The following is a 21,477-nucleotide window of genomic DNA, read 5'->3' as shown; positions in this document are numbered from 1 at the left end:
AGAATAGTTAATCAAATTTGAATTTCTAGGAGGAATTATGTAATGGAAGGCAAAAAGCATTTTCGACTTGCAGTAATCCCTGGGGATGGGATTGGTGAAGAAGTAATAAATGAAGGGCTGCGGGTTATTGACCATCTGTCAAAAACATCTAACACATTCACTTTTGAAAGCGATTACTTCCCCTGGGGTTGTGAATATTATCTGGAAAATGGAAAAATGATGGACGAAGATGGATTAGATAAAATCAAAAATCATGACGCCATATACTTTGGAGCTGTTGGATACCCCTCTGTTCCTGATCACATTAGTCTTTGGGGACTTAGACTCGCTATTTGTCAAGGGTTAGACCAATGGGCAAACATTAGACCAGTTGAATTTCTTCCAGGAATAGAAGGAAAACTAAACCACCCCAACAAAGAAGAATTAAATTGGATATTAGTTAGAGAAAATACTGAAGGTGAATACTCAGGTATTGGAGGACGGAACTTTACAGGTAGAGGCCCTGGCAAAGAAGTCGCCGTTCAATCATCCGTTTTTACAGAAGAAGGTTGCGAGAGAGTTATTAGACACGCCTTTAATTTAGCAATGGAAAGAAAAAGGAAAAAAGTAACTAGTGTGACGAAAAGTAACGCTCAACAATACGGAATGGTTTTATGGGATGAAGTGTTTGAAAAAGTAAGCAAAGACTATCCAGAAGTGGAAACTGATAAATGGCTAGTAGATGCTATGGCAGCACGATTTGTGTCACACCCCGAGGAGTTAGAAGTAGTAGTCGCTTCTAACCTACACGCGGATATTTTATCTGATCTAGGAAGTGCTCTAGCAGGTAGTCTTGGAATTGCCCCAAGCGCAAATCTTCACCTTGATGGACGCTTCCCTAGTATGTTTGAGTCTGTCCATGGTTCCGCACCTGATATCGCTGGAAAAGGAATAGCCAACCCAATAGGGACCATTGGAAGCGCTGCTTTAATGTTAGATCATTTGGGACTAACTGAAGAAGCGCAACTAATCAATGATGCCATTCGAGCTACGACAAGAAATGGAATCTTAACAGCAGATATTGGAGGCAATAATACTTCTAAGGAAGTAACCGATTCAATTATATCCCACGTTTCGAAAAGGTACTCGACGGTCTGATCGTTTTCAAAATAAAAAGAGGACTGCCCTCTTTTTATTTTTTTCTTCTTGTTATAATTGTTAGAAAGACAAAAGGGTGAAGTGGTGAATTATGAAGAATGAACATACAAAGGTGACAGAATCATCGATCGACATCCAAAAGGTTCAGCAAGATTTAGAACCTATAATAAATAATGTCACGGAAAGGAAACTTCCTCTGCGGGCTTACCAAATTCTTCGGTTAGCTATTAGAAACCTAAAATTATTGCCAGGAAAGACGATTCTGGAAAGAGAAATCGCAGAGGTTCTCGGAATGAGCCGTACTCCTGTCAGGGAAGCATTAATCCGTCTGCAGACAGAGGGAGTAGTGAAGCTTATCCCTAGGAAAGGATTTGAAATAGAACCGATTGAAGCCAAAGATTTGCGTGAAATTTATGAAGTCGTAGAAATGCTTGAAGGTTTAGCCGCTAAGCTTTCTACTAACACCCTAAGCGAAGAAGAGCTATTTGAATTAGAAACGCTAATTGAACAACAAGAAATAGCTACCAATGAAAATAACTTAGAAGAATGGGCCAGGCTTGATAATTTATTTCATTTTAAAATCATTAACGCTGCTGAAAATGAAAGACTGTCAAATGTTATAGACGTTCATGCTGATCAGCTATATAGAGCCCGTCTCATTACTATTAATAAACGACCGTTACCTTTTCAATCTATAGTCGAACACCGCGCGATTGTAGCCTGTATGAGGGCTAAAGATGGTGATGGTGCCCAGGTTTCTATGCAATCACATAGAAAAAGAGCAAGAAACGAAATTCTTAAGGCATTATAAACAAATTTTAAGATTAGTAATAGATTGTTAGGGATGAAGGTGTTTAGAAAGGAAAGGACAAAAAAATGAAATGTGTACTGGCTCCTGACTCTTATAAAGGAAGTTTGTCTGCTTTTGAAGTGTCAAAAAGTATGGAAAGAGGCGTTAAGCGCGTGTTTCCTCATAGTGAAATTAAGTCTCTCCCTTTGGCTGACGGCGGTGAAGGGACAGTCGATTCACTCATAACGATTACAAGAGGGACAACGTTTTACGAGGAAGTCACGGGTCCCCTAGGGGAAAAAGTAAAAGCAAAATGGGGCATATTAGGAGATGGAAAAACCGCTGTCATTGAAATGGCAGAAGCATCGGGTATTACTTTAATACCTGAAGCTGATCTTAATCCTTTACTTACAACTACTTTTGGGACCGGGGAACTTATTAAAAGTGCTCTTGACCATGGTTGCAGTAAGATCATATTAGGTATAGGAGGTAGTGCTACAAATGACGGCGGTGCTGGCATGGCCACTGCTTTAGGGGCTGAGTTTTTTGATGAGCAAGAAAACCGTATACCTCAAGGCGGCCAAGCATTACAGAAACTAAATAAAATTAGCACTGACAATCTAGATCCAAGATTATTTTCCATTGAAATAGTAGCCGCTTGCGACGTTGAAAATCCTTTATGCGGACCTAATGGAGCATCTGCCATCTTCGGTCCTCAAAAAGGAGCTACTCAAGAAATGGTGATGGAGCTCGACCAAAGTTTAAATAATTTTGGGCTTAAAGTACAGGAGTATCTAAATACAGATATCATGAACGAAAAAGGCGCTGGAGCAGCTGGCGGTCTAGGGGGAGGGCTAATGGCTTTCCTAAACGCTGCCTTAGTACCAGGAATAGACCTCATTCTAGATACTATTAATTTTGAGGAAGAATTAAAGGATGCTGACTTAATACTAGTGGGAGAAGGAAAAACGGATAAACAAACAGCTTACGGGAAGGCTCCTATGGGGGTCGGGATGAGAGCTAGACAGTATGAAATTCCTGTCGTTTGTATATCTGGAAGTTTAAGCGAAGGCCATCATATTTTAGTAGATAAAGGAATCCACGCATTTTTCAGTATAGCGAATTCCCCTTCAACATTGAAAAATTTAAGTGAAAACGCAAGCCAACTCGTTGAAGAAACAGTCAAAAACGTAATGGAAGTCTATAAAAGCGGCTACGAACTTAAAGGTCGCGTATGTCCTCCCCTTTCTCACTAGTAATATTTTTTAAGGACCTTTCTCCATGGATACTCTCCTTAAAAAAATTCTTATTTTCAATCGTTTCACGTTAGCTTCTGATTACATGCATCTTAAAGAGATAATTCGTTAACAAAAATAAAATATTATTACAGAGGCCATTCTTATTTACTAAGGAATGGCCTCTCTATAATCCTTATTCTTTTCCAAACTCATTCTTTAACGATTCTCGAATGTCGTTGACTGATTTTCCTACACTTGCTTCGACAGCAGCCAAGTAAGCACCTTCTACGATAGGTGCATCCGAAAGATGAACATGTTCCAGTTCCAGCATTTCAATTGCCATTTCGGCATTCATCTGGGCGCTCCCTAAATCATAGAACACCAAGGCGCCGGCTTCCCCGACATTTTTCATCGCATTCTGAATTTTATCAAGGCTGGTGCCGATCTGCCCTTCTTCATTGCCGCCCGCTGTTTGAACGGAGACATCACCGACCACTTCTTCTAGCAGTGATTGGATGCCCTCGGTCAATTTTTCACTATGCGAGACGAGGATTATTCCGACTTGAGCCATTGCACCTCACCCTTTCTCCAGTGTTTCTGATAATGCTTCGAACACATAATAAGACGACACTGAGCCTGGGTCCAGATGCCCTTTTGAGCGTTCCTTCAAATAAGCGGCCCGCCCTTTTGTGGCGACCATATCTTTGGTCGATTCCATTGAGGAATGGGCGATTTCTCTGATTTTCTCACCATCGAATTCGGACGTTTCTTTCAAAGCATCATGCAACGGTGACCAAACGTCGATCATCGTCTTTTCGCCTTCTTCACTTTTGCCACGTTGTTTGAGACCTTCTACAGCCGCTTCGACCATGTTGCTAAATGTTTCAGAATCGACTTCGGTGCCTTTACTTGTCATGGCCATTTTTTGAAAGGCTGTGCCATACAGAGGTCCAGCTGCGCCGCCGACTTTGGACATAATCGTCGTTGCGGTTTTTTTCAATACATCTGAGACCTCAGCAAACTCTTCGTTCGAAAGGGTATCTTCGACTGCCTGAAAACCGCGCGCCATATTGATGCCGTGGTCGCCATCGCCAATGTCACGGTCAAGCTGGCTTAAATAGTCGCTCTGTTTTTGAATTTTTTCGTTTGTTTTGATCATCCAGTTTACAGCTTGCGTTGCATTGAGTTTCATAGAATCCTCCTATTTGCGGAACGCTGGCGCTTTGGATGGTGCGTCCAGCAGTTCTTTTAATTCGTCGTCCAATTTCAAGACGGTAAGCGAGCATCCGGCCATTTCGAGCGATGTCATATATTCACCGACGATCGTTTCATGCACCTTAATGCCTTTGTCAGCTAAAATAGTCTGAACTTTGCGGTTGAACACGTATAACTCCATCTCAGGGGTAGCTCCCATGCCGTTCACCATAACAGCTACTTCGTCTGAAGCATTCAACTCGAGTTCGGGTAATACGTTTTCTGTCAGTTCTTCAGCGATATCATCTGCAGAGGTGAGCTTTTTCGTTTCAATACCGGGTTCACCATGAATGCCTACGCCCATTTCGACTTCATCCTCTGCAAGCTCAAATCCCGGCTCGCCAGTAGTAGGCATGATACAAGGGCTTAGGGCGACACCCATCGAGCGGACGTTAGCGATCACGTTGTCAGCCACACCTTTTACCTCAGCTAACGAACCGCCTGCCTCAGCTTTTGCGCCGGCCAATTTATGGACAAAGACCGTACCTGCTACGCCTCGTCTACCGGTTGTAAAGGAGCTGTCTTCCACTGCCACATCATCATTTACGACAACTTGTTCCACGTTAATCCCTTCTGATTCCGCTAGTTCCGCCGCCATTTCATAATTCATCACATCGCCTGTGTAGTTTTTAATGACCAGTAAGACACCTGAACCGTCGTCAGTCGCTTTGATGCCCTCCAAAACCTGATCAGGGGTGGGCGACGTAAAAACTTCTCCAGCAACTGCCGCATCCAGCATGCCTTTTCCTACAAAGCCTGCATGGGCAGGCTCATGTCCGCTGCCTCCTCCGCTGACGACAGCCACTTTATTTTTCACGGGTGCATCTTTGCGCACAATACAGGTCGTCCCTTCCACCTGTCTCATGGAGTCAGGGTAAGCCGAGACGATGCCTTCAAGCATTTCTGAAATAATGTCATTCGAATCATTGATGAGTTTTTTCATTCATGAGCCTCACTTTCTTCTAAGTATTTTTAAATAAGCCTCTACCCAGGTGAAACAACTCGCTTTCCCGCGGGTCTAGTATGACATGTTGTTCTTAAGTGTGATTTGGTTATTCACAACGTTGATGAAATGATCGAATTCTTGTTCAGTAGCTATGACCATGTTAAAAACATACCTTTCTTTCTCATACATAAACGACCCTTTAAAATCAGCGGAAAACAGTTTCCTTACATACTTGAACAATCCACGCGGTTTGTAAGGGTGGATCGGGGTCACATGTTCATAAGGGAAAATTCGTTTAGTCTCCCCTCTTGTTTTCGTGTTGCCAACGAACAACAGACCCTTATGTGTGGCCACCAATTTCCCGGGACCAAAAATAAAATGGTATGTTTCTAAATGACACGTTAACGCTGATAATTTCGTTTCGTCTTTATCTGACATTTGAAATTGAATCACCTGCTTTATTCTTAAAAGATAAGGTGTTGAATTTTACTGTTCCCCCATTTACATTCTTCCACACTTCCAATTCTTTGGTAACGAGACCGTCAAGTTTCTTTAATAATTCGCTTTAAAGGGGAGTTGTGTCCTAGAAGAAAACCCAGCCGAGTCCTTGTACAGGATGTCGGCTGGGTTACGTTAGTTTTTCGTTTTATCGGCTGGCGACAAACCACGGGTTCAGTAAGTCAGGTTTGTTGTACAGTAACGGGGTTTCTTCCTCCGCCACATTGACGATGCCGCCTGAACATTCCACAATCGCTTGGCCTGCGCCAGTATCCCATTCCATGGTGGGCGCGTAACGCGGATAATAATCGGCGACGCCTTCAGCAATCAAGCACAATTTCAATGAACTTCCTGCCGAGACTGTTTCGACACGGTCATACTGGTCTTCCAGTTCGGAAATAAAGGCTTCGGTCTCGTCTGACATGTGAGAGCGGCTCGCCACCACTCTGATGGTTTGTGTATCCTGACGTGAAAGTGGCAAGGGCTCCAGGGCTCGCTCTTCGGACTCGCCGAGCACGGATTGCACTTTATAAGCGCCTTTCCCTTCTTCCCCTACATAAAGCGTATCAAGCGCCGGTGCATAGATGACGCCGCTCACCGGTTTGCCATTACGGACGAGTGCAATATTAACGGTGAACTCGCCATTTTTCTTAATAAACTCTTTTGTCCCGTCAATCGGATCGACGAGCCAGAATTCCTTCCACTCTTTGCGCTCTTCGTACGGCAAGTGTTGGCCTTCTTCACTCAAAATCGGGATCTCCGGCGTATGTTGCTGTAACCTCGCCTTAATGACGTCGTGTGATCTCTGATCAGCAATGGTCAGGGGAGATTCATCTTCCTTGTATTCCACATCAAAATCCGTGTCGTAAATCTTCATAATTTCCTGGCCTGCTTCAAGTGCAGCCTGAATGACATGTTTCATGTGCCATAACCTCCTTTTATTGTTTCGTAAGCATGCACAAAACCGCCAGAGCTAGGCTGCTGACGATTTTCATGGCTTAAATATACTTTTTTTCCTGCAAGTATGCGATGACTTGGCGGACAGAGTCTTCCAATGAGAGTTTATCGGTTTCGATGGTCAACTCTGCATTCTCCGGTTCCTCATAAGGGGCGTCGATTCCGGTAAATCCTTTGATTTCGCCGGAACGGGCTTTTTTATACAAGCCTTTCGGGTCACGTTTTTCCGCTTCATCCAAGGAGCATTTCGTATAGATTTCAATGAACTCCCCGTCTTCAAAACGGTCGCGCGCTGAATTACGGTCGTTGCGATATGGCGAAATAAACGCGGTCAGTGTCAAGATGCCAGCATCGTTCATCAGCTTGGCCACTTCGCTGACCCGGCGAATATTCTCGGTGCGGTCCTCAGGGCTGAATCCGAGGTTATTATTCAAGCCATGGCGGACGTTATCGCCGTCCAGACGATAAGAATGGATGTTCAATTCAAAGAGCGCTTTTTCCACTTCGACAGAAAGAGTTGACTTACCGGAACCGGATAAGCCTGTGAACCAAAGCACGGGACTCTTATGTTTTTTCTGATTCTGGCGATCTTCTTTCGTGACTTTCGAATCGTGCCACGTGATGTTTGATGATTTCATTCTTGTTCCTCCTAAATGAGCTGAAAATAGACGATCGTGATGGTCAACAGCATCGTCGTCAAGGTGAGCGGCATGCCCACTTTCATGTAATCTTTAAAATGATAACCGCCGGGGCCATAGACAATCAGGTTCGTCTGGTAGCCAATCGGCGACAGGAAACTAGCGGAAGCAGCGATTGCAACTAAGATGGCCACTGCTGTCGGGTCGATATTAGCGCCTTGAGCCACTTCATAAGCAATCGGAAACATGATCACCGCGGCTGCGTTGTTGGTAATCAGTTCGGTAAACAGGTTGGTCATGACATAAATCGCAATCAGAATCGCGATGATACCAAACGGCTCCAGACCGGAAACGAGTTGACGCGCCAGCCATTCAGCCGTGCCTGTTTGAATGATCACATTCCCGATGCCAAGCGCGCTGGCAATCAGCAAGAGCACCTGGAATTGTACAGAATCCTTTGCCTGATTAGGCGTAATCAGCTTGAGCACCATCATCAGGCCGACAGTGATCACCATCGCCTTGAAGATACTCAACACTTGAAACGTCACGAGTGTGATCATGAGCGCCAGCAATGCCAGGGAAATCCACCCGCTTTTTTCATTCTTATAGAAGTTTCGTTTTTCATCAACGGGCGATGTGACATAAAAATCTTTTTGCTCTGCCGTTTTGCGTCCGAATTCATCCCCTGTGACGAGCAAGAGCAAGTCACCAGCTTTCGGGACGATATCCCCGATCTTACCTTCTACGCGTTCGTCGTTTCGGTGAACAGCCATGACCGCTGCGTCATACCGGTCTCTGAACCGGCTTTGTTTAATCGTTTGGCCGAGCAGTGGAGACTGATACGAGATGACGACCTCCTGGAGTTGGTTTTCGCCATTCTTCAAGTCATTCAAGGACAAGTCTGTGCCGGTATCGAGCTCCAGCCCTTTACGATTTTGCAGTTCGGCAATCGTGGACATCATGCCCGTAAAAATCAGGCGGTCCCCTGATTGGATCTTCATATCAGGTTTGACGGGACTCAAGACCTCGTCTCCGCGAATGATTTCAATCAAATAGAGCCCTTTCAAATTCCTGAGGGACGCTTCTTCGATCGTTCGATTCAGGTAGGGAAACTCGGGTCGGACAATCAGCTCGCTCAAGTAGTCTTTCGTGTTTTCGCTCACCTTTTCAATCAAGCTCTGATGATCAGGTAAGACATTGGGCGCAAAACCGACTAGATAAACCATGCCGACTAATGTGACCGGAATCCCGACAATGGCCAACTGAAAAAATGAAAAGCCGTTCAAGCCTGCATCGAGCATGAGCCCATGCACAACGAGATTGGTGGAGGTCCCCATTAAGGTGATCGTTCCGCCGAGAATAGAGGCGTACGAAATCGGAATCAAGAATTTCGAAGGTGAAATTTGATGGTCCGAAGCCCATTTTCTAATAATCGGCGTGAGCGTTGCGACAATCGGGGTATTATTCAAAAATGCTGAAAAGCCCGATATCGGGATGAGCAGCCGGAATAAGGCACCTCGATTGGTTTTAGCATTCTTTAAAAAAGACGAAATGAACCGTTCAACCAGTCCACTCCGCTCAAATACACCGGCTATGATGAACAAAAGGGCAATGGTGAGCATACCCTGGTTCGAAAAACCGACGAGGGCTTCTTCAGCCGAGACGAACCCTAACATCATGAATAAAAACAATGTAGAAAAAACAAGCAGGTCGGGTCGTGCAATTTCAAGAAACAACCCGACCAGCATAAGGATGATCGCAATGATCACAATCGACATTTCAAGTGTCATGTTAGGAACCTTCCCTTAGTTCTGTTTCAATCCTTTGATCAAGACATCAGCAACTTCCGGACGGGAAAATTCTTTCGGCGGACGTTCGCCATTACGAAGCAGCTCACGTACTTTCGTGCCGCTAAGGTGGACATGGTGTTCTTTGTCGTGTGGACACGTTTTCGCTGATGCCATGTTTTCACACACTTCACAATAGAACGCATGCTCGAATTTGAAGATGCCGATTTCCAGTTCTGCTTCGTATTGGCTGATTAAATTCTGCGCTTCATACGTGCCATAGTAGTCACCTACACCAGCGTGGTCACGGCCGACAATGAAGTGCGTGCAACCATAGTTCTTGCGGACGATCGCGTGCAGGATCGCTTCTCTCGGGCCGGCATAACGCATAGCCGCTGGATAAATAACGAGGCGGACTCGCTCGTCCACGTAATAGTTTTTCAAAATGGTTTCATAGCTTTCCATCCGGACATCTGCTGGGATATCGTCGGACTTCGTTTCTCCGACTAGCGGATTCAATAGCAGGCCATCGACCGCTTCTAGCGCCGTTTTTTGAATATGCTCGTGGGCACGGTGTACGGGGTTCCGTGTTTGGAAACCGACGACTGTATTCCAGCCCAGATCCGCAAACAATTGACGCGTCTCAGCTGGATCTAAGTAATACTCCTCGAATTTACCGTGACTCGGACGGTGGGTCAGGGTAATCGGGCCGCCGAGATAGACGTTGCCTTTCTCATACACTTTCTTCACACCAGGATGAGCTTCTTCAGTCGTGCCATACACGTTCTGAGCTTCCTTTTCCTTATTATAAGTGAACTTCTCATCAACTTTTATATAACCGTATGTGACGCCGTCTTCTCCAATCAAAGCTACTTCTTCCCCGATATCGAATTTCTCTGCTTCTGCTTCCGTAACAGGAAGTGTAATCGGCACACTCCAAATCGTGCCATCAGTCAAGCGGAGATCATCGACCACTTTCGTATAGTCTTCTTCGCCCATAAAGCCGGTCAGCGGGCTGAAACCGCCAATCGCGATCAGTTCCAAGTCAGAAATCGTCCAATTGGTAACGGGTAATTTCTGAAGGCTGTCAGCTTTTTTCTGCTGTTCAGCTGAATCGTCAACGCGGTTGACTAACGTACCGCCATGAGGATTAATGGATTTGTGGTGCAATTTAGTCATAATCTTTCCCTCCATAAATTAGTGCTTTTGCGTTCGTGTTGCTTATGATTCACCTCTTACAGTTTACCATAGTCATGTGCAAATCAAACCGTCAGTTCCTGCCAGTGGAATCACAGGTTGTCGATATACGATTCGATCATATCAATCATTTTCTGTTTCCCGGATTCAAACTGTTTCGGTTCAAAGGTCTTTGCCTCTTCCACCGCTTTTTCCAAACTTTGGCCTTCTCCCCAGCTGATGATATAGCCTTGTTTCAAAAATACTTCGACAAGTTCCAGCTGGTGGTCATCGTTATGTTCGCCGTATTTCTTCAACCGCGCCACAGCAATCACCTTTTTACATTTTTTCAAGGCGGTTGTGACGGACCCGGTCCCGGCATGGGTGATAATCAAACTGGCCTGATCGAATAGACGATCCATCTCTTCATAGCTGACGAACGGACGGAACGTCATCACATCACTCTCATACGGGGTGTTGCCGTTTTGCACAATAATCTCCTCGTCGATGACACCGGATTGCTTCAATGATTCGACTTCATCTAACAGCCGGGTGAACGGCAATTCATGTGTTCCTAATACGACAAATATCAATAGATCGACCCCCCATATACAGCTTTAGGGTAAACCTTTTGCATCGATTCCCATTGCACGATAAATAAGTCAGCGATCGGGTAGATCATCTTCCCTGCCATGGTCGGCGTCGATGTTTTCGCAAAGCTTTCAATATAAATGACCTTCTTCCGGAACAGCTTGGCGATATAACACATCGGCACGGCCGTATGGACGCCAGTCGTCACCACAACATCGGGTTTTTCTCGCAAAAAGAGATAGAACGACTTCATAACGTTATAAGAAAATTTGAACACGTATCGGATAGGATAATTTCTGGCTCCATAAAGCAAGAAGGAGACAGGGTAGTCCTTTTTCATTTCTTTCGTGATGTCCGATTTCTCCGTTACGAGATGATAATCGTATTGGCTGAATAACGGTTTTAGTTGTAGGAGTTGTGTTAAATGACCCCCAATGGAGGAAATCAACAATAGTTTTTTCTGCTTTTTCATTCATTTCTCTCCGATCTATTCGTCAATCACAAGTCGTTCTAACTCAATTAACCGAGGTGATTCCAAAATTGATACGCCAAGCTATTCCTCATTGGCGTGCTTATAAGGCGTGGAATACAAAAAGTATCCTAACATACTGAAGTAAAACAGCGTAAATACGTCCAATTCCCAAACGTTATATACTAACGCACCTGCGTAGGCTCCGAGCAAAATGCTGATCATGAGAGATGCAAAATGCGGGGAAGCTTTTCGTTGTTTCACTATGAGGTATAGCATATTTAACAGGAAGATGGCAAATAAGACGACGCCAACGGTTCCCGATTGGACGATAATCTGGATGTATTGATTATCAGAATAGAATTCACGATTGATATTATAATCATCATAAATCGGCGATCCGTAACTTAACGTAGCGGAGTCTCCAAATGTACCGAAACCCGTTCCGATTACAGGATGGTCTGGATAGATAGAAAAGCCTTTCATCGTAATCCACAACCGACCTGAACGTTGACTGGATTCAATCGTATCACTATTGAACGTTCCGCTCATCCGATCTGAAAAGCTGCTTTCATTGTCTTGGTTTTGATTGGCATTTCTTTCCTTGCCAAAGTTCGTATCTTCCAAGTAATTGGTGATCATATTAGCGGGCAGGCCAATCAGCAAAATGCCGATTGCTAACGGAATGAGCCAATGGGCTAAAGTACGCCAATTTCTTGTCAAAGCGATATAAATGAGGAACGCGATTGAAAAGGCGATAAACGTTCCGCGTGAATACGTTAAGAACCATACTCCCATCAAAAGGACGAGCGAGATATTCATTAAGCGCACGGCCTTGCGATTCTCTTTTAGTTGCTCCTTCAGGTATAGAAAGACGATAAACGCAAAGGAAAGGAACGCTGCAAGCATATTAGGATTGCCGATCAAACCATATATCCGGATTCTGTTATTAGCGGACAACGATTTATTCGCCCACGATTCAGGTAATAACAGGCCACGAAGAGACAGTTTTTCAATTAACCCATGCACACAAATAATGATGGTGATAATGAATACCGTCCAAGCCACTTTCTTGATATCCTCTTTGTTTATTTCTAATCGTTTCACTATGTAATAGAGAAGATAGAACAGCAAAAATGCCCTCAATTGGAAAATGATGGCCGTTGGTGCAACCCCTGTTAAAAAGGCTGAGACAGCTCCTACAATCAAGAACCCGAAATAACCCCATTCGAACCAATGAAAGTGGAACAGTGATTTCAAATTTTTCCGTTGCATGTAAGCGATCTTCAACACAATGAAGATAATGATGATGTCGCCTATCCCTTTTAAACTAGGGTTGAATTCCAGTAAGAACGGGCGAATTGGGAAATAAAAAAACAGTAAAGCTAAGGCACTTTTTGGATTCCATAACGCAAACAGGCCAAAACCTATTGTGACAACTAATCCCACTACACTATTATCAAATATACACCCAATCAGGAAGGCCAGAATAGCGACAGGAATAAAAATTAATTGTTTAAAATTAAATGGCATGTTGTTCACCTTCCTTGATGTGTTAATTCTTTTGGATTAATCAGCTTTCTTACGTCAAGCATTATCATATGTCCTCCATTTTCATTACTCACGCGTATTACATGATAGTCTTTCCCGGTAAATTCTTTTTTTCTGAGGGTAATTCTTGTAAATAGCCCACAAGAGCGTAACTGTTCGGTTTGCTTGTTTGAACCATTCATGAAACGGTTCCTGTTCGTTTTGTAATTGTGTGGATTGCGTCACAAATTCATCAGATGACAGCTCAATAAATCCTTCCACTGCCCGCAGCTGCTGGTTGGGAACAAGGTTTGTCTTCAATCTGTTCAATTCTATAAACCCATCGAAGGCAATGACTTGGGAATTAAACTGGGCAATCGCTTCTAGCTTTTGATCAAACGTATCCGATATATCTATGATACAGTTGATTTCATCAGGCGGGATCGGACAATTAATCTCATACAGCCTTACAATCGGCTGAAAAACATTTGTCTTACGCAATACATCCGCAAGCAAATGCGTCGATGCCACGTGGTCCGGATGTGCATCCACAAACGGGGTGCAATAAATGACATCAGGTGAGATTGATTCTAAAATGGAACTTAATGCTTTCTGCGAGTCAGCGTCGGACTGCACATTACCATCCGGCAAATCCATATAATAGATGTTTGTCATGTTTAAAATCTCGTTCACGCGTGCCATTTCTTCTTTTCTCATCTGACTCAGCTGTTCACGGGAGTAACCACTCTCACTTCCCGCTCCATCTGTCGTGAAGATGCAGTAAACCTCATCTCCCCGTGCAACATGCTTGAGAATCGTACCGCCTGCCCCAATGGTTTCATCGTCCATATGGGGAGCTACGACCACAACTTTATGAACATCTCCTAATTCGGAGAGGGCTTTTGAATTCTGATAGTGCCTCTTCAATACAGCTTTCGTAACCGGTGTCACAACCGGCTTTGCAAGTGTCATCAACCGTTGTTTCATCATGCGGGTCAGCCTCTTTTCTGAACGAAACAATTTAATTAGATCAGTTTGGTGCTCGCTTTCACTATCTTACTAATTAAGCATAGGCAGTCGCTCTTATGATCATAAACAATTCCACGCTATCAACACGGGACGATGCCGCTGAAGTTTTGCCGATTTTCATTTTATCATACTCTGTTTCGACGTTTTTCAAGTTTCTGTCCTTACAAGGCCTTTTTTGCTGATAAGTACACTTTATATCGTTAACCATACTGAACAATGCCTGCGGAAATTGTACCAAAAGTCTGGCATCATTCACATATCTGATTTAACTTTCACCAAAAGAAGCAGGGCTTACCCTTGGTTTGAATAACGTCACCGAGGCACTCCTGCCTTCTCACCATTCCAAGCTCAGCTTCCTTAAAGCATAGAATGCATGCTTAATACGTATCAAAAACAAAAAATAACGGCCGTCCCTCCAGCAATTGTTTCCTATTCCGGGGCCAGCGTGATAAAGGTGCGCGATCGAACTAGGAGAAACATTGCTTTATTAGACGAGCCACTATATATATGAAGGAATTTGTAATAGTCCTTTATAATAGCGGCTTTAAAGTGTTTGCAGACCGCTGAAGCACACTTCGCATATTATAACATTACTCGAGCTGTTCGTTTACAGGAACCAATTCTCTTAATTTTGAACGGGTACTTAAGTCGATTTTTTTACTCTATCGAACGCTCATATCCGTAACGCGCCATTCGATCCGAGCAGATGGATTCGATCTTTCCCAGGTTCTTCTTCCCGAAAAACTCACGTTTGTTCACTTTCCGATTCCCGGCCGGCTGATATTGAATATCCACCTTGGAGGAGATGTCGTGCACGGATTCCAGACCTAGTTTTCCGGCCAGCTGCTTGATCTGCCCCTGTTTATCTTTTACAAAATCTTCATAGCGGATGAGGATCATCTTGTCCGCATGCTGCTCATAAATATCAATCGCCTTGTTCCAACGGTATGCCATCCGTTCGATGTAATCGTCACCTTCAATGCCCATCCAACGGCTGTCTATCACACGCTCCCAGGCCTTAGGTACTTGATTCAATTTCTTTCTGCTTTCCTTGTCATCGATATGATCCAGATGGCCAGGCAGATCCACACGGTTCAAAATGCTTCTAATGTTGTCTCTTGGGTCCCGGACAATGAAGACGAATTTGGAATCAGGGTAATGCTGAACCAGTTCATCCACTAGGAATGTGAGGGATGGTTCTTTTATGATCTCTTTTGAAAAATCATATTTATTGGCCTGGATAAAATCATGAAGCGAGATCTCGCCCTGGTGAATCTTCACCTGCGTCGGTTCACGAAGGGCAGGGAGATCGATCGCCACGGATTGTCCGGTGTGATCGGCCAACAACGCGCCAATCGCGGAGGTCCCGCTCTTCTGATTGCCGATGACAAACACCGGATTATCATTCAATGTCGAGATACGATTCAATCTGCTTCGTTTTATGTTTCGCGGAAGGTGATACACCTTCCGTAATATGTTTTTTATCATACGTCACCTCTTTCACTTACGATGGGTAGCCTAATTTGTTTAACAGTTCCTGGCAGTGATATTGGACGGAAGCTCGCTGCTCAGCACTCAATTCATTGCGCCATTTTCCGATTGAATTTTCATTGATCGGGACATGCAAGTTCGTATGGTGGGAGAGGTACGTATCGCCTAAGTCCTGGACCCCTTTCGTATTATCTAACATCTCGGGCGTGTAGTCGATGTTAAGAAAGGTGCAAATCGCTTTGATTTCACGTTCCGGTTCCCGGACCAAATCTTCATAATACACTTCATGGTAGCGATCAGGACCGACTTTCTCCCCGAATTCTCTCGCAATATGAATGCTGCGGTTCCAACGTTCAGCAGCTCCTTGAACGTCCTCGTACAAGCCTGCTTTCACGTAAGAGTTCACCACGTCGCGCCCGTCGCGGATGATGTGCACGAACTGGCTGTCCTTAAAGACGTTATTGATCAACTTCAATGAGAACGTATTAATGGGGGTCTTATCGCCCCACCTTGTCGCTTCGGGCTTCTTCTGACTGCCATAAAATGAGTAGAAGGCATGCACCAAATATTCCAAATTACGATGCTTGGGCTCAAACTGGATGGCTTCTTTATAAAATTCCCGCAAGTCAATGCCCCACCTCGGAAATCCGTGATGGCGCTCAAACACTGCGCAGAAGACACCGCACAAATCCGGCCATTCCATGTGGCGGTACATTTTGAACTTACGAATCGCTTCGCCCAGAACAAAGCTTTCCGGCGGGATGACAATATCATCCTTTTTCGTCAGCATCGTTCGCAGCAACGTGTTGCCTGAGCGGCCGGAACCCACGATGAAGAACGGGTTATACGCCTGGGCGTCATTGGTTTTGTGGGAAAACGTGACCGTGTTTTTCACAACATGGCCCCAGTCATTGAGGTAATGGATCAGCGGGTGTTTGCCAGAATGCTTCTCTGCCCACCCCTTTATATTGTTTAACATAACGCAGTTCGACCCCTTTTGCCTTAGTGTTGACTTTTCTGATAGATGTAATGGGCTGCACATGACCGTGCAAGGTGCAGGCGCTGAGTGCAGCTTGAACGGCTTTCATCTGACCGTGAATGGGGATGTTCAGCCTGTTTCTATTATCGTGTCACAACGAATTTATATTATATCATAGGTAATGGATGTTTTTGTTTAATTTTCGCATGATTTGACGCATGATGCCATATGCTGGCTAAATACACACGCCTCCCTCTTTTATACATTCGTTGTCCTCTCCCGGTTTCTGACGCTGGAGAGAAGCTTGCTGGTTTGGAACGGCGCATCTATGATTTAACATAACGCTTCCATACCCAGCCGAGGGCAAACATAACACCTCTGATAAGCAGGTACAAACCAAAAAACGCTAAGAACCCATAGATGCTGACGGCAGCATCCGTAAAATCCATATTGCCATTGTTGGTAATCCCCTGCTGGATCTCAACCGCAAACACAAACAAAATGACGAGCGTCAATGAAAAAATAAAAGCAATGGCCGTAATACTGATGCGAGCGATCGCATGAAACACCATGTTCACACATAAAAAACCAACGATACCCATCACGCCAATAACGAGAAAATGCAACGCCTTATCGTTGAGACCGAGCCCCAATTGGTCAGACAAAGCAATAAATTTATCATGAAACAGATTCATCACATCAACCAAAAACCAAATAAACTCCCTCATCATAACTCCCCCTCTCGCGCGGCACGCCCGGCTCTTTTCAAAAACCCCATTTCGTACCAGGTACGCACTCAAATCCACGCATTCAAACAGAGGGGGTGTCCCCTTTTTTGGGACACCCCCGTTCTTTGGATTGGTTTATGTGGTTTGTAGTTGGTGGATCAGTTGATTGATAACATCTTCTGACGTTTCGAATTCTTCTTGTTCATTTTGTGAAATAATCGATTGCAGCAACTCGGTCAATTTTTCTTGGTTGTCCATAGATTAATAACTCCTTTTAAAAAACGTTATGATCGTTTAGTCATTACATTTACTTACAGGTTCGAGTTCAAACGTGAAATTTTGACTGTTTCTTCTATTGTTTCTATTTATTTGACGTCTGATGGGGTTTAGAAGTTTCATATTTTGCTATATTTTTTATAACGCAGCCAGAGGAAAATGCCACCCAGCGCGATCAGGCCTCCGACTGCATCAAGCAGCACATCCCCTCCGTTGGGTGTTCGGTTTGGCGTCAAACTCTGATGCCATTCATCAAATATTGCGTAGAAAACCGTCGTGAGCCAGGCCGCCAGCATGACGTAGCGCCGCTTCATCCGAAATGACAGACTGATGGCGCGATAAAGGCTCAAGGTTAACAATAGAAAGATGGTCACATGGGCGGCTTTCCGAATGAAAAATTCGACAAAGCCGGCTATCCCCAGGGCTTCGACACTGACTTCAGCGTGATGATAGGTGAAGGACACGTCGGCAAACAGCGGCGCTAACCCGTCCAACACGCCTGTATCTGATAACATCGGGCGCATGTCTTGTTCTTGATAGGGCTGTGATGACGAATAAAAAATGATCCCCATCACGACTGCGCTCAACAGCCAATATACCCAGGCACGGTTCATACAGTATCCTTCCTTTTCAGCACACAAAATACGAGCCGACACTGAGGTTCAGCACCGGCTCGCCGCTATTTATCTTGATTTAATTTCCATTTATTAAATTCGAGATAATCACGAAATTGCTCTTTGGAAACTCCGGAATTCATAGCCTCTCGTACTAACTCAGTCCAATCGCCGTCTAAGCCTGCGATTTCTTCATCCTGAGCTCCGTGTAATAAGTAGTTGATCGATACACCTAGTTCAGCTGATATTTTTTCGAGGAATTGTACTGATGGATTTGATTGTAGGTTTCGTTCAATCGAGCTTAAATATGACTTTGCCACACCTGCTCGATCCGCTAGTTCAGATAGCGATAGATTTTTATCTTTTCTAATTTGTTTTATCCGATCACCGATCATACTCACTCACCTTCTTTCATATTCGAGTATAGCATATTTCCAGTGACCGTTCTATATTAAGTACCATTTCTCTTAAAATTGTACCTTTTGCACCTTCAAACTGTAAATTATTTATTTTTTTCCTGCAAAAAATCCTTTATTTCATCCATTGTCATGCCAATTTCCTTCGCTTCTTTAATTAATGCAGCCCATTCTTGATCAATTACGACTACTTGTTTGTTAGAACGCACGCTCATAATTAGACCCTCCATATTAATTTTCCAGGCGAACCAGCCACCATAACGAACAACACCATTTAGATATATGTAGAAACCATCCGTTTTAGGCCTGTGATTTTGCGTCTCCATTTTTCAATAGATTTGCCTCATCTGGAGAATCACGTTTCAGTATAAGTAAAAGCCTACCATTTAAAATGTGCATATTTTGTTAAAATTTGTGAATGAAATCGAATTTTTTAAACCATTTACTGTCGAATAGAAAACATGCTCTAACACGAGTCAGAGCATGCTTGAAAATAGACCGTTCCTCCCGGAGGAACTTGGGCCACTTTATTCAGGTCTTTAGTCATGATAGTCCCGAGCGTCGTATAGCCACCTGTCGTCTGGGCATCCGCCCTCAATATCATCGGCTGGCCGCTTGAGGTGACTTGGATCGTTCCATACGTAACAGGCTCCGATATAATATCAGCCCCATCACGATGCTGCAAGGCTGTACCGCCTTGCAATTGGAGACCCATGCGATCGCCTCGCTTCACCGCATAAGGTTGCTGATGAAACGTGGTGATGCTTTCTTCGGTAAAACGCGATTGATGACTGCTCGGGATGTAGTTGAGCGTGAAAGTTTTCGTATAGACAGGCCGTTCGCTGGCGATAAGTCCCCGACGCACCATTTTTCTGGCCGACTGCTTGGCGTAGAGCACGTCACCTTTAGCAAGCGATTGGCCAAAGCCACCCCGTTCATAAGTGGAGGCACTTCCTAGAAAGACCGGCGCATGAAAACCCGATTGCACAGCTAAGTAGGTGCGCACGCCTTCCTTAGGGCCTTTGAAATTTAGCGTCTGCCCTTTCTTGATAAATAAAGCCTCCCAGCGCGGAATTGAGTCACCATCTAGTTGCGCATCCAAATCTCCGCCTGTTACCGCGACCCAGTGATCCGTGAGCGCTTCAAGTTTTGTCCCGGTCAGCGTAATTTCCAGCGTCGGGACATGAGCGGGGTTGCCTAAAATATAATTGGCTAACCGATGAGCTTTGGCATCCATCGCTCCCGAAACCGGAACCCCATATTTTTGATAGTCAAAACGGCCCAAGTCTTGAAAGGATGCATAGATGCCAGGTTTGATCGTTTTAAATATAGCCACTTCACTCATATTTTTCCTCCTGCCGGGCTGATAGAAATGCCTTTTTTTCCAAGGATACGCCGTATATAGCGTACATTTTCAAAAGCTTCAGCGCCATCACCATGAAAACAAATCGTGTCAGGCTTCAGTGCGATGGTGTGCCCGCTCGAGGTTGTCACCTGGCCATGTTCAACCATTTTCAGGACTTGCTGTTCCATGTGCCGCTGATCTTCCAACACAGCATTGGGTTCGCTGCGCGGTGTAAGCTGGCCTTCTTCGGTATACGTGCGGTCGGCGAAAGCTTCTTCTAAAACAGGGAGACCGACGTCATGGCCTGCTTCGACTAAGGCGCTGTTGCATAAGCCGACAAGTTTAAGCTGGGGATCGAAATCGCGTACTGCGCGGGCTACAGCATCCGCCAGCTGACGATCTTTCGCTGCCATATTATATAAGGCCCCATGCGGCTTGACGTGATGAAGCCTTGTACCATGGAGCTTCGTGAAGGCTGCCAATGCACCAAGCTGATAGGTTACTAAATGATGTGCTTCCTCTGCCGAGATATCCATACGCCTGCGGCCAAATCCAAAGATGTCAGGCAGCCCAGGGTGTGCGCCTATCGCCACATCATGCTGCTTTGCCAGGTCGACTGTGGTGTTCATAACGTTGAAATCTCCTGCATGAAAGCCACAGGCAATGTTGGCGGAGGTGATCACTTGCATTAACCGTTCATCGTCTCCGACACGAAAATTACCGTAGCTTTCACCTAAATCACCATTAATGTCTATGGTCGTCATCCCTCTACTCCTTTCTCACCTCTAACGCATAATCATCTTGTAGGCGAATCGCTTCGAACTCCTCGGTGCTGATCGGTTCAAAACGTATATATTGGCCCATTTCAATGGGAAACGGTTGTTTTTTGGATGGATCAAACAAGTTAATCGGTGTACGCGCGATCAAATTCCACCCGCCCGGCGATTCAATCGGATAGATTCCCGTTTGTTCCCCGGCGATCCCAATCGATCCAGGTGGCACCTTATCACGCGGCGTCGCTTTTCGCGGGGTGGCCAACCTAGCGTCCATGCCCCCCAAATAAGGAAAGCCAGGCAGGAAGCCCATCATATAGATGAGATATTCACTGCTGCTATGGCGGTCAATCACATCCTGTTCACTCACGTTCAGATAAGCAGCCAGTTCGTTCAGGTCCGGCGCCGCATCCCCTCCATAACAAGCGGGAATGGTAACAATTTCCCTAGACTGGCTGCTGCTTTCTTTTGGGCGACTTTGGTAAATCGCAGTGATTTCCTCGGATAGTTTGTCCTTTGCGATAGACGTTGTGTCGTAATAAACAGCTAACGTTGTATACGCTGGGACAAGTTCTTCAATGTATAAGTCTTTTCGTTTTAATAATTGCTCGTAAACATACTTCACTCGCTGATGGAACTCGGGTGCGATTCTGTTGCCAATTCTCACCAGCAACCCTTGATCCCCTATCCATTCGAACGTCAATTCATTCATAGCGTCATCACCTTTCACAAAACCCCTCCACTCTTCCCCTATCATAACATCCAAAGCAGCCTTAAAGCAGCGTACCTGGTACAAAACCACCAAAATGAAAAGA

General features: G+C 44.8%; 25 protein-coding genes and 1 riboswitch. Of the genes, 3 read left to right on the top strand and 22 right to left on the bottom strand.

The features are described 5' to 3' along the window. Positions 1-42 precede the first annotated feature (42 nt). The 3 genes from HOP45_RS00465 to HOP45_RS00455 all read left to right on the top strand — a co-directional run bounded on the left by HOP45_RS00465 (position 43) and on the right by HOP45_RS00455 (position 3,183). Positions 43-1,137: a tartrate dehydrogenase gene (locus HOP45_RS00465; RefSeq protein ID WP_181346833.1), complete on the top strand. Its 1,095-nt coding sequence runs from the start codon at positions 43-45 to the stop codon at positions 1,135-1,137. A gap of 91 nt (positions 1,138-1,228) precedes the next feature. Then, positions 1,229-1,948, top strand: a complete 720-nt coding sequence (locus tag HOP45_RS00460) for a GntR family transcriptional regulator (RefSeq protein ID WP_181346832.1) — start codon at positions 1,229-1,231, stop codon at positions 1,946-1,948. A 65-nt stretch (positions 1,949-2,013) separates the two neighbouring features. After that, on the top strand, positions 2,014-3,183 hold the full coding sequence (locus HOP45_RS00455; RefSeq protein ID WP_181346831.1) for a glycerate kinase: 1,170 nt from the start codon (positions 2,014-2,016) through the stop codon (positions 3,181-3,183). A gap of 175 nt (positions 3,184-3,358) precedes the next feature. Here the strand turns inward: HOP45_RS00455 and dhaM are convergent, their stop codons facing one another. From dhaM to pxpB, 22 genes are all read right to left on the bottom strand, one after another. Further along, positions 3,359-3,736, bottom strand: a complete 378-nt coding sequence (dhaM, locus tag HOP45_RS00450; protein WP_181346830.1) for a dihydroxyacetone kinase phosphoryl donor subunit DhaM — start codon at positions 3,734-3,736, stop codon at positions 3,359-3,361. A 6-nt stretch (positions 3,737-3,742) separates the two neighbouring features. Beyond that, positions 3,743-4,357, bottom strand: coding sequence for a dihydroxyacetone kinase subunit DhaL (gene dhaL / locus HOP45_RS00445; RefSeq protein WP_181346829.1), 615 nt, complete (start codon positions 4,355-4,357; stop codon positions 3,743-3,745). A 9-nt stretch (positions 4,358-4,366) separates the two neighbouring features. Next, complete coding sequence (dhaK, locus tag HOP45_RS00440) at positions 4,367-5,362, bottom strand: dihydroxyacetone kinase subunit DhaK (protein WP_181346828.1); 996 nt, start codon at positions 5,360-5,362, stop codon at positions 4,367-4,369. A gap of 75 nt (positions 5,363-5,437) precedes the next feature. Beyond that, on the bottom strand, positions 5,438-5,803 hold the full coding sequence (locus tag HOP45_RS00435; RefSeq protein WP_181346827.1) for a hypothetical protein: 366 nt from the start codon (positions 5,801-5,803) through the stop codon (positions 5,438-5,440). 208 nt (positions 5,804-6,011) lie between these two features. Continuing rightward, complete coding sequence (gene cysQ / locus HOP45_RS00430; RefSeq protein WP_181346826.1) at positions 6,012-6,785, bottom strand: 3'(2'),5'-bisphosphate nucleotidase CysQ; 774 nt, start codon at positions 6,783-6,785, stop codon at positions 6,012-6,014. A 76-nt stretch (positions 6,786-6,861) separates the two neighbouring features. Next, positions 6,862-7,458 (bottom strand): adenylyl-sulfate kinase, encoded by a 597-nt coding sequence (gene cysC / locus HOP45_RS00425; protein ID WP_181346825.1) that lies wholly within the window; start codon positions 7,456-7,458, stop codon positions 6,862-6,864. 11 nt (positions 7,459-7,469) lie between these two features. Continuing rightward, entirely contained in the window at positions 7,470-9,248 is a 1,779-nt protein-coding gene (locus tag HOP45_RS00420) for an SLC13 family permease (protein ID WP_181346824.1), read from the bottom strand. 15 nt (positions 9,249-9,263) lie between these two features. After that, complete coding sequence (gene sat / locus HOP45_RS00415; RefSeq protein WP_181346823.1) at positions 9,264-10,424, bottom strand: sulfate adenylyltransferase; 1,161 nt, start codon at positions 10,422-10,424, stop codon at positions 9,264-9,266. A 110-nt stretch (positions 10,425-10,534) separates the two neighbouring features. Next, positions 10,535-11,014: a PssE/Cps14G family polysaccharide biosynthesis glycosyltransferase gene (pssE, locus tag HOP45_RS00410; RefSeq protein ID WP_181346822.1), complete on the bottom strand. Its 480-nt coding sequence runs from the start codon at positions 11,012-11,014 to the stop codon at positions 10,535-10,537. Continuing rightward, the gene (gene pssD, locus HOP45_RS00405; protein ID WP_181346821.1) at positions 11,011-11,484 is read right to left on the bottom strand and encodes a PssD/Cps14F family polysaccharide biosynthesis glycosyltransferase; all 474 of its coding nucleotides are present in this window, start codon (positions 11,482-11,484) and stop codon (positions 11,011-11,013) included. The genes pssE and pssD overlap by 4 nt, the downstream gene beginning before the upstream one ends. Positions 11,485-11,565: 81 nt before the next feature. Then, positions 11,566-13,014 carry an O-antigen ligase family protein gene (locus HOP45_RS00400; protein WP_181346820.1) on the bottom strand — a complete coding sequence of 483 codons (1,449 nt, stop codon included), beginning with the start codon at positions 13,012-13,014 and terminating at the stop codon, positions 11,566-11,568. A gap of 84 nt (positions 13,015-13,098) precedes the next feature. Beyond that, positions 13,099-14,001 carry a PIG-L deacetylase family protein gene (locus HOP45_RS00395; RefSeq protein ID WP_181346819.1) on the bottom strand — a complete coding sequence of 301 codons (903 nt, stop codon included), beginning with the start codon at positions 13,999-14,001 and terminating at the stop codon, positions 13,099-13,101. Positions 14,002-14,697: 696 nt separating this feature from the next. Further along, positions 14,698-15,528 (bottom strand): sulfotransferase family protein, encoded by an 831-nt coding sequence (locus HOP45_RS00390; protein WP_181346818.1) that lies wholly within the window; start codon positions 15,526-15,528, stop codon positions 14,698-14,700. Between the two features lie 16 nt (positions 15,529-15,544). Next, on the bottom strand, positions 15,545-16,510 hold the full coding sequence (locus HOP45_RS00385) for a sulfotransferase (RefSeq protein WP_181346817.1): 966 nt from the start codon (positions 16,508-16,510) through the stop codon (positions 15,545-15,547). 326 nt (positions 16,511-16,836) lie between these two features. After that, a complete protein-coding gene (locus HOP45_RS00380) occupies positions 16,837-17,238 on the bottom strand; it encodes a hypothetical protein (protein WP_181346816.1) in 402 nt (133 codons plus the stop codon). 135 nt (positions 17,239-17,373) lie between these two features. Next, a complete protein-coding gene (locus tag HOP45_RS20550; RefSeq protein WP_255437425.1) occupies positions 17,374-17,496 on the bottom strand; it encodes a hypothetical protein in 123 nt (40 codons plus the stop codon). Positions 17,497-17,633: 137 nt separating this feature from the next. Then, a complete protein-coding gene (locus tag HOP45_RS00375) occupies positions 17,634-18,128 on the bottom strand; it encodes a VanZ family protein (RefSeq protein WP_181346815.1) in 495 nt (164 codons plus the stop codon). A 65-nt stretch (positions 18,129-18,193) separates the two neighbouring features. Then, complete coding sequence (locus tag HOP45_RS00370) at positions 18,194-18,523, bottom strand: helix-turn-helix domain-containing protein (protein WP_181346814.1); 330 nt, start codon at positions 18,521-18,523, stop codon at positions 18,194-18,196. A 107-nt stretch (positions 18,524-18,630) separates the two neighbouring features. Next, entirely contained in the window at positions 18,631-18,759 is a 129-nt protein-coding gene (locus HOP45_RS00365; RefSeq protein WP_181346813.1) for an anti-repressor SinI family protein, read from the bottom strand. A gap of 24 nt (positions 18,760-18,783) precedes the next feature. Next, a riboswitch (cyclic di-GMP riboswitch) is annotated at positions 18,784-18,897 on the bottom strand. Positions 18,898-19,010: 113 nt separating this feature from the next. After that, positions 19,011-19,889 (bottom strand): 5-oxoprolinase subunit C family protein, encoded by an 879-nt coding sequence (locus HOP45_RS00360; RefSeq protein WP_181346812.1) that lies wholly within the window; start codon positions 19,887-19,889, stop codon positions 19,011-19,013. Further along, a complete protein-coding gene (locus HOP45_RS00355; RefSeq protein WP_181346811.1) occupies positions 19,886-20,653 on the bottom strand; it encodes a LamB/YcsF family protein in 768 nt (255 codons plus the stop codon). Before HOP45_RS00355 ends, HOP45_RS00360 begins: the two co-directional genes overlap by 4 nt. Before the next feature lie 4 nt (positions 20,654-20,657). Continuing rightward, entirely contained in the window at positions 20,658-21,392 is a 735-nt protein-coding gene (pxpB, locus tag HOP45_RS00350) for a 5-oxoprolinase subunit PxpB (RefSeq protein WP_181346810.1), read from the bottom strand. Positions 21,393-21,477: the final 85 nt, after the last annotated feature.

Source organism: Thalassobacillus sp. CUG 92003, from assembly GCF_013618635.1.
Lineage (GTDB): Bacteria > Bacillota > Bacilli > Bacillales > Halobacillaceae > CUG-92003.
This window is presented reverse-complemented; position numbering and strand designations above follow the sequence as displayed.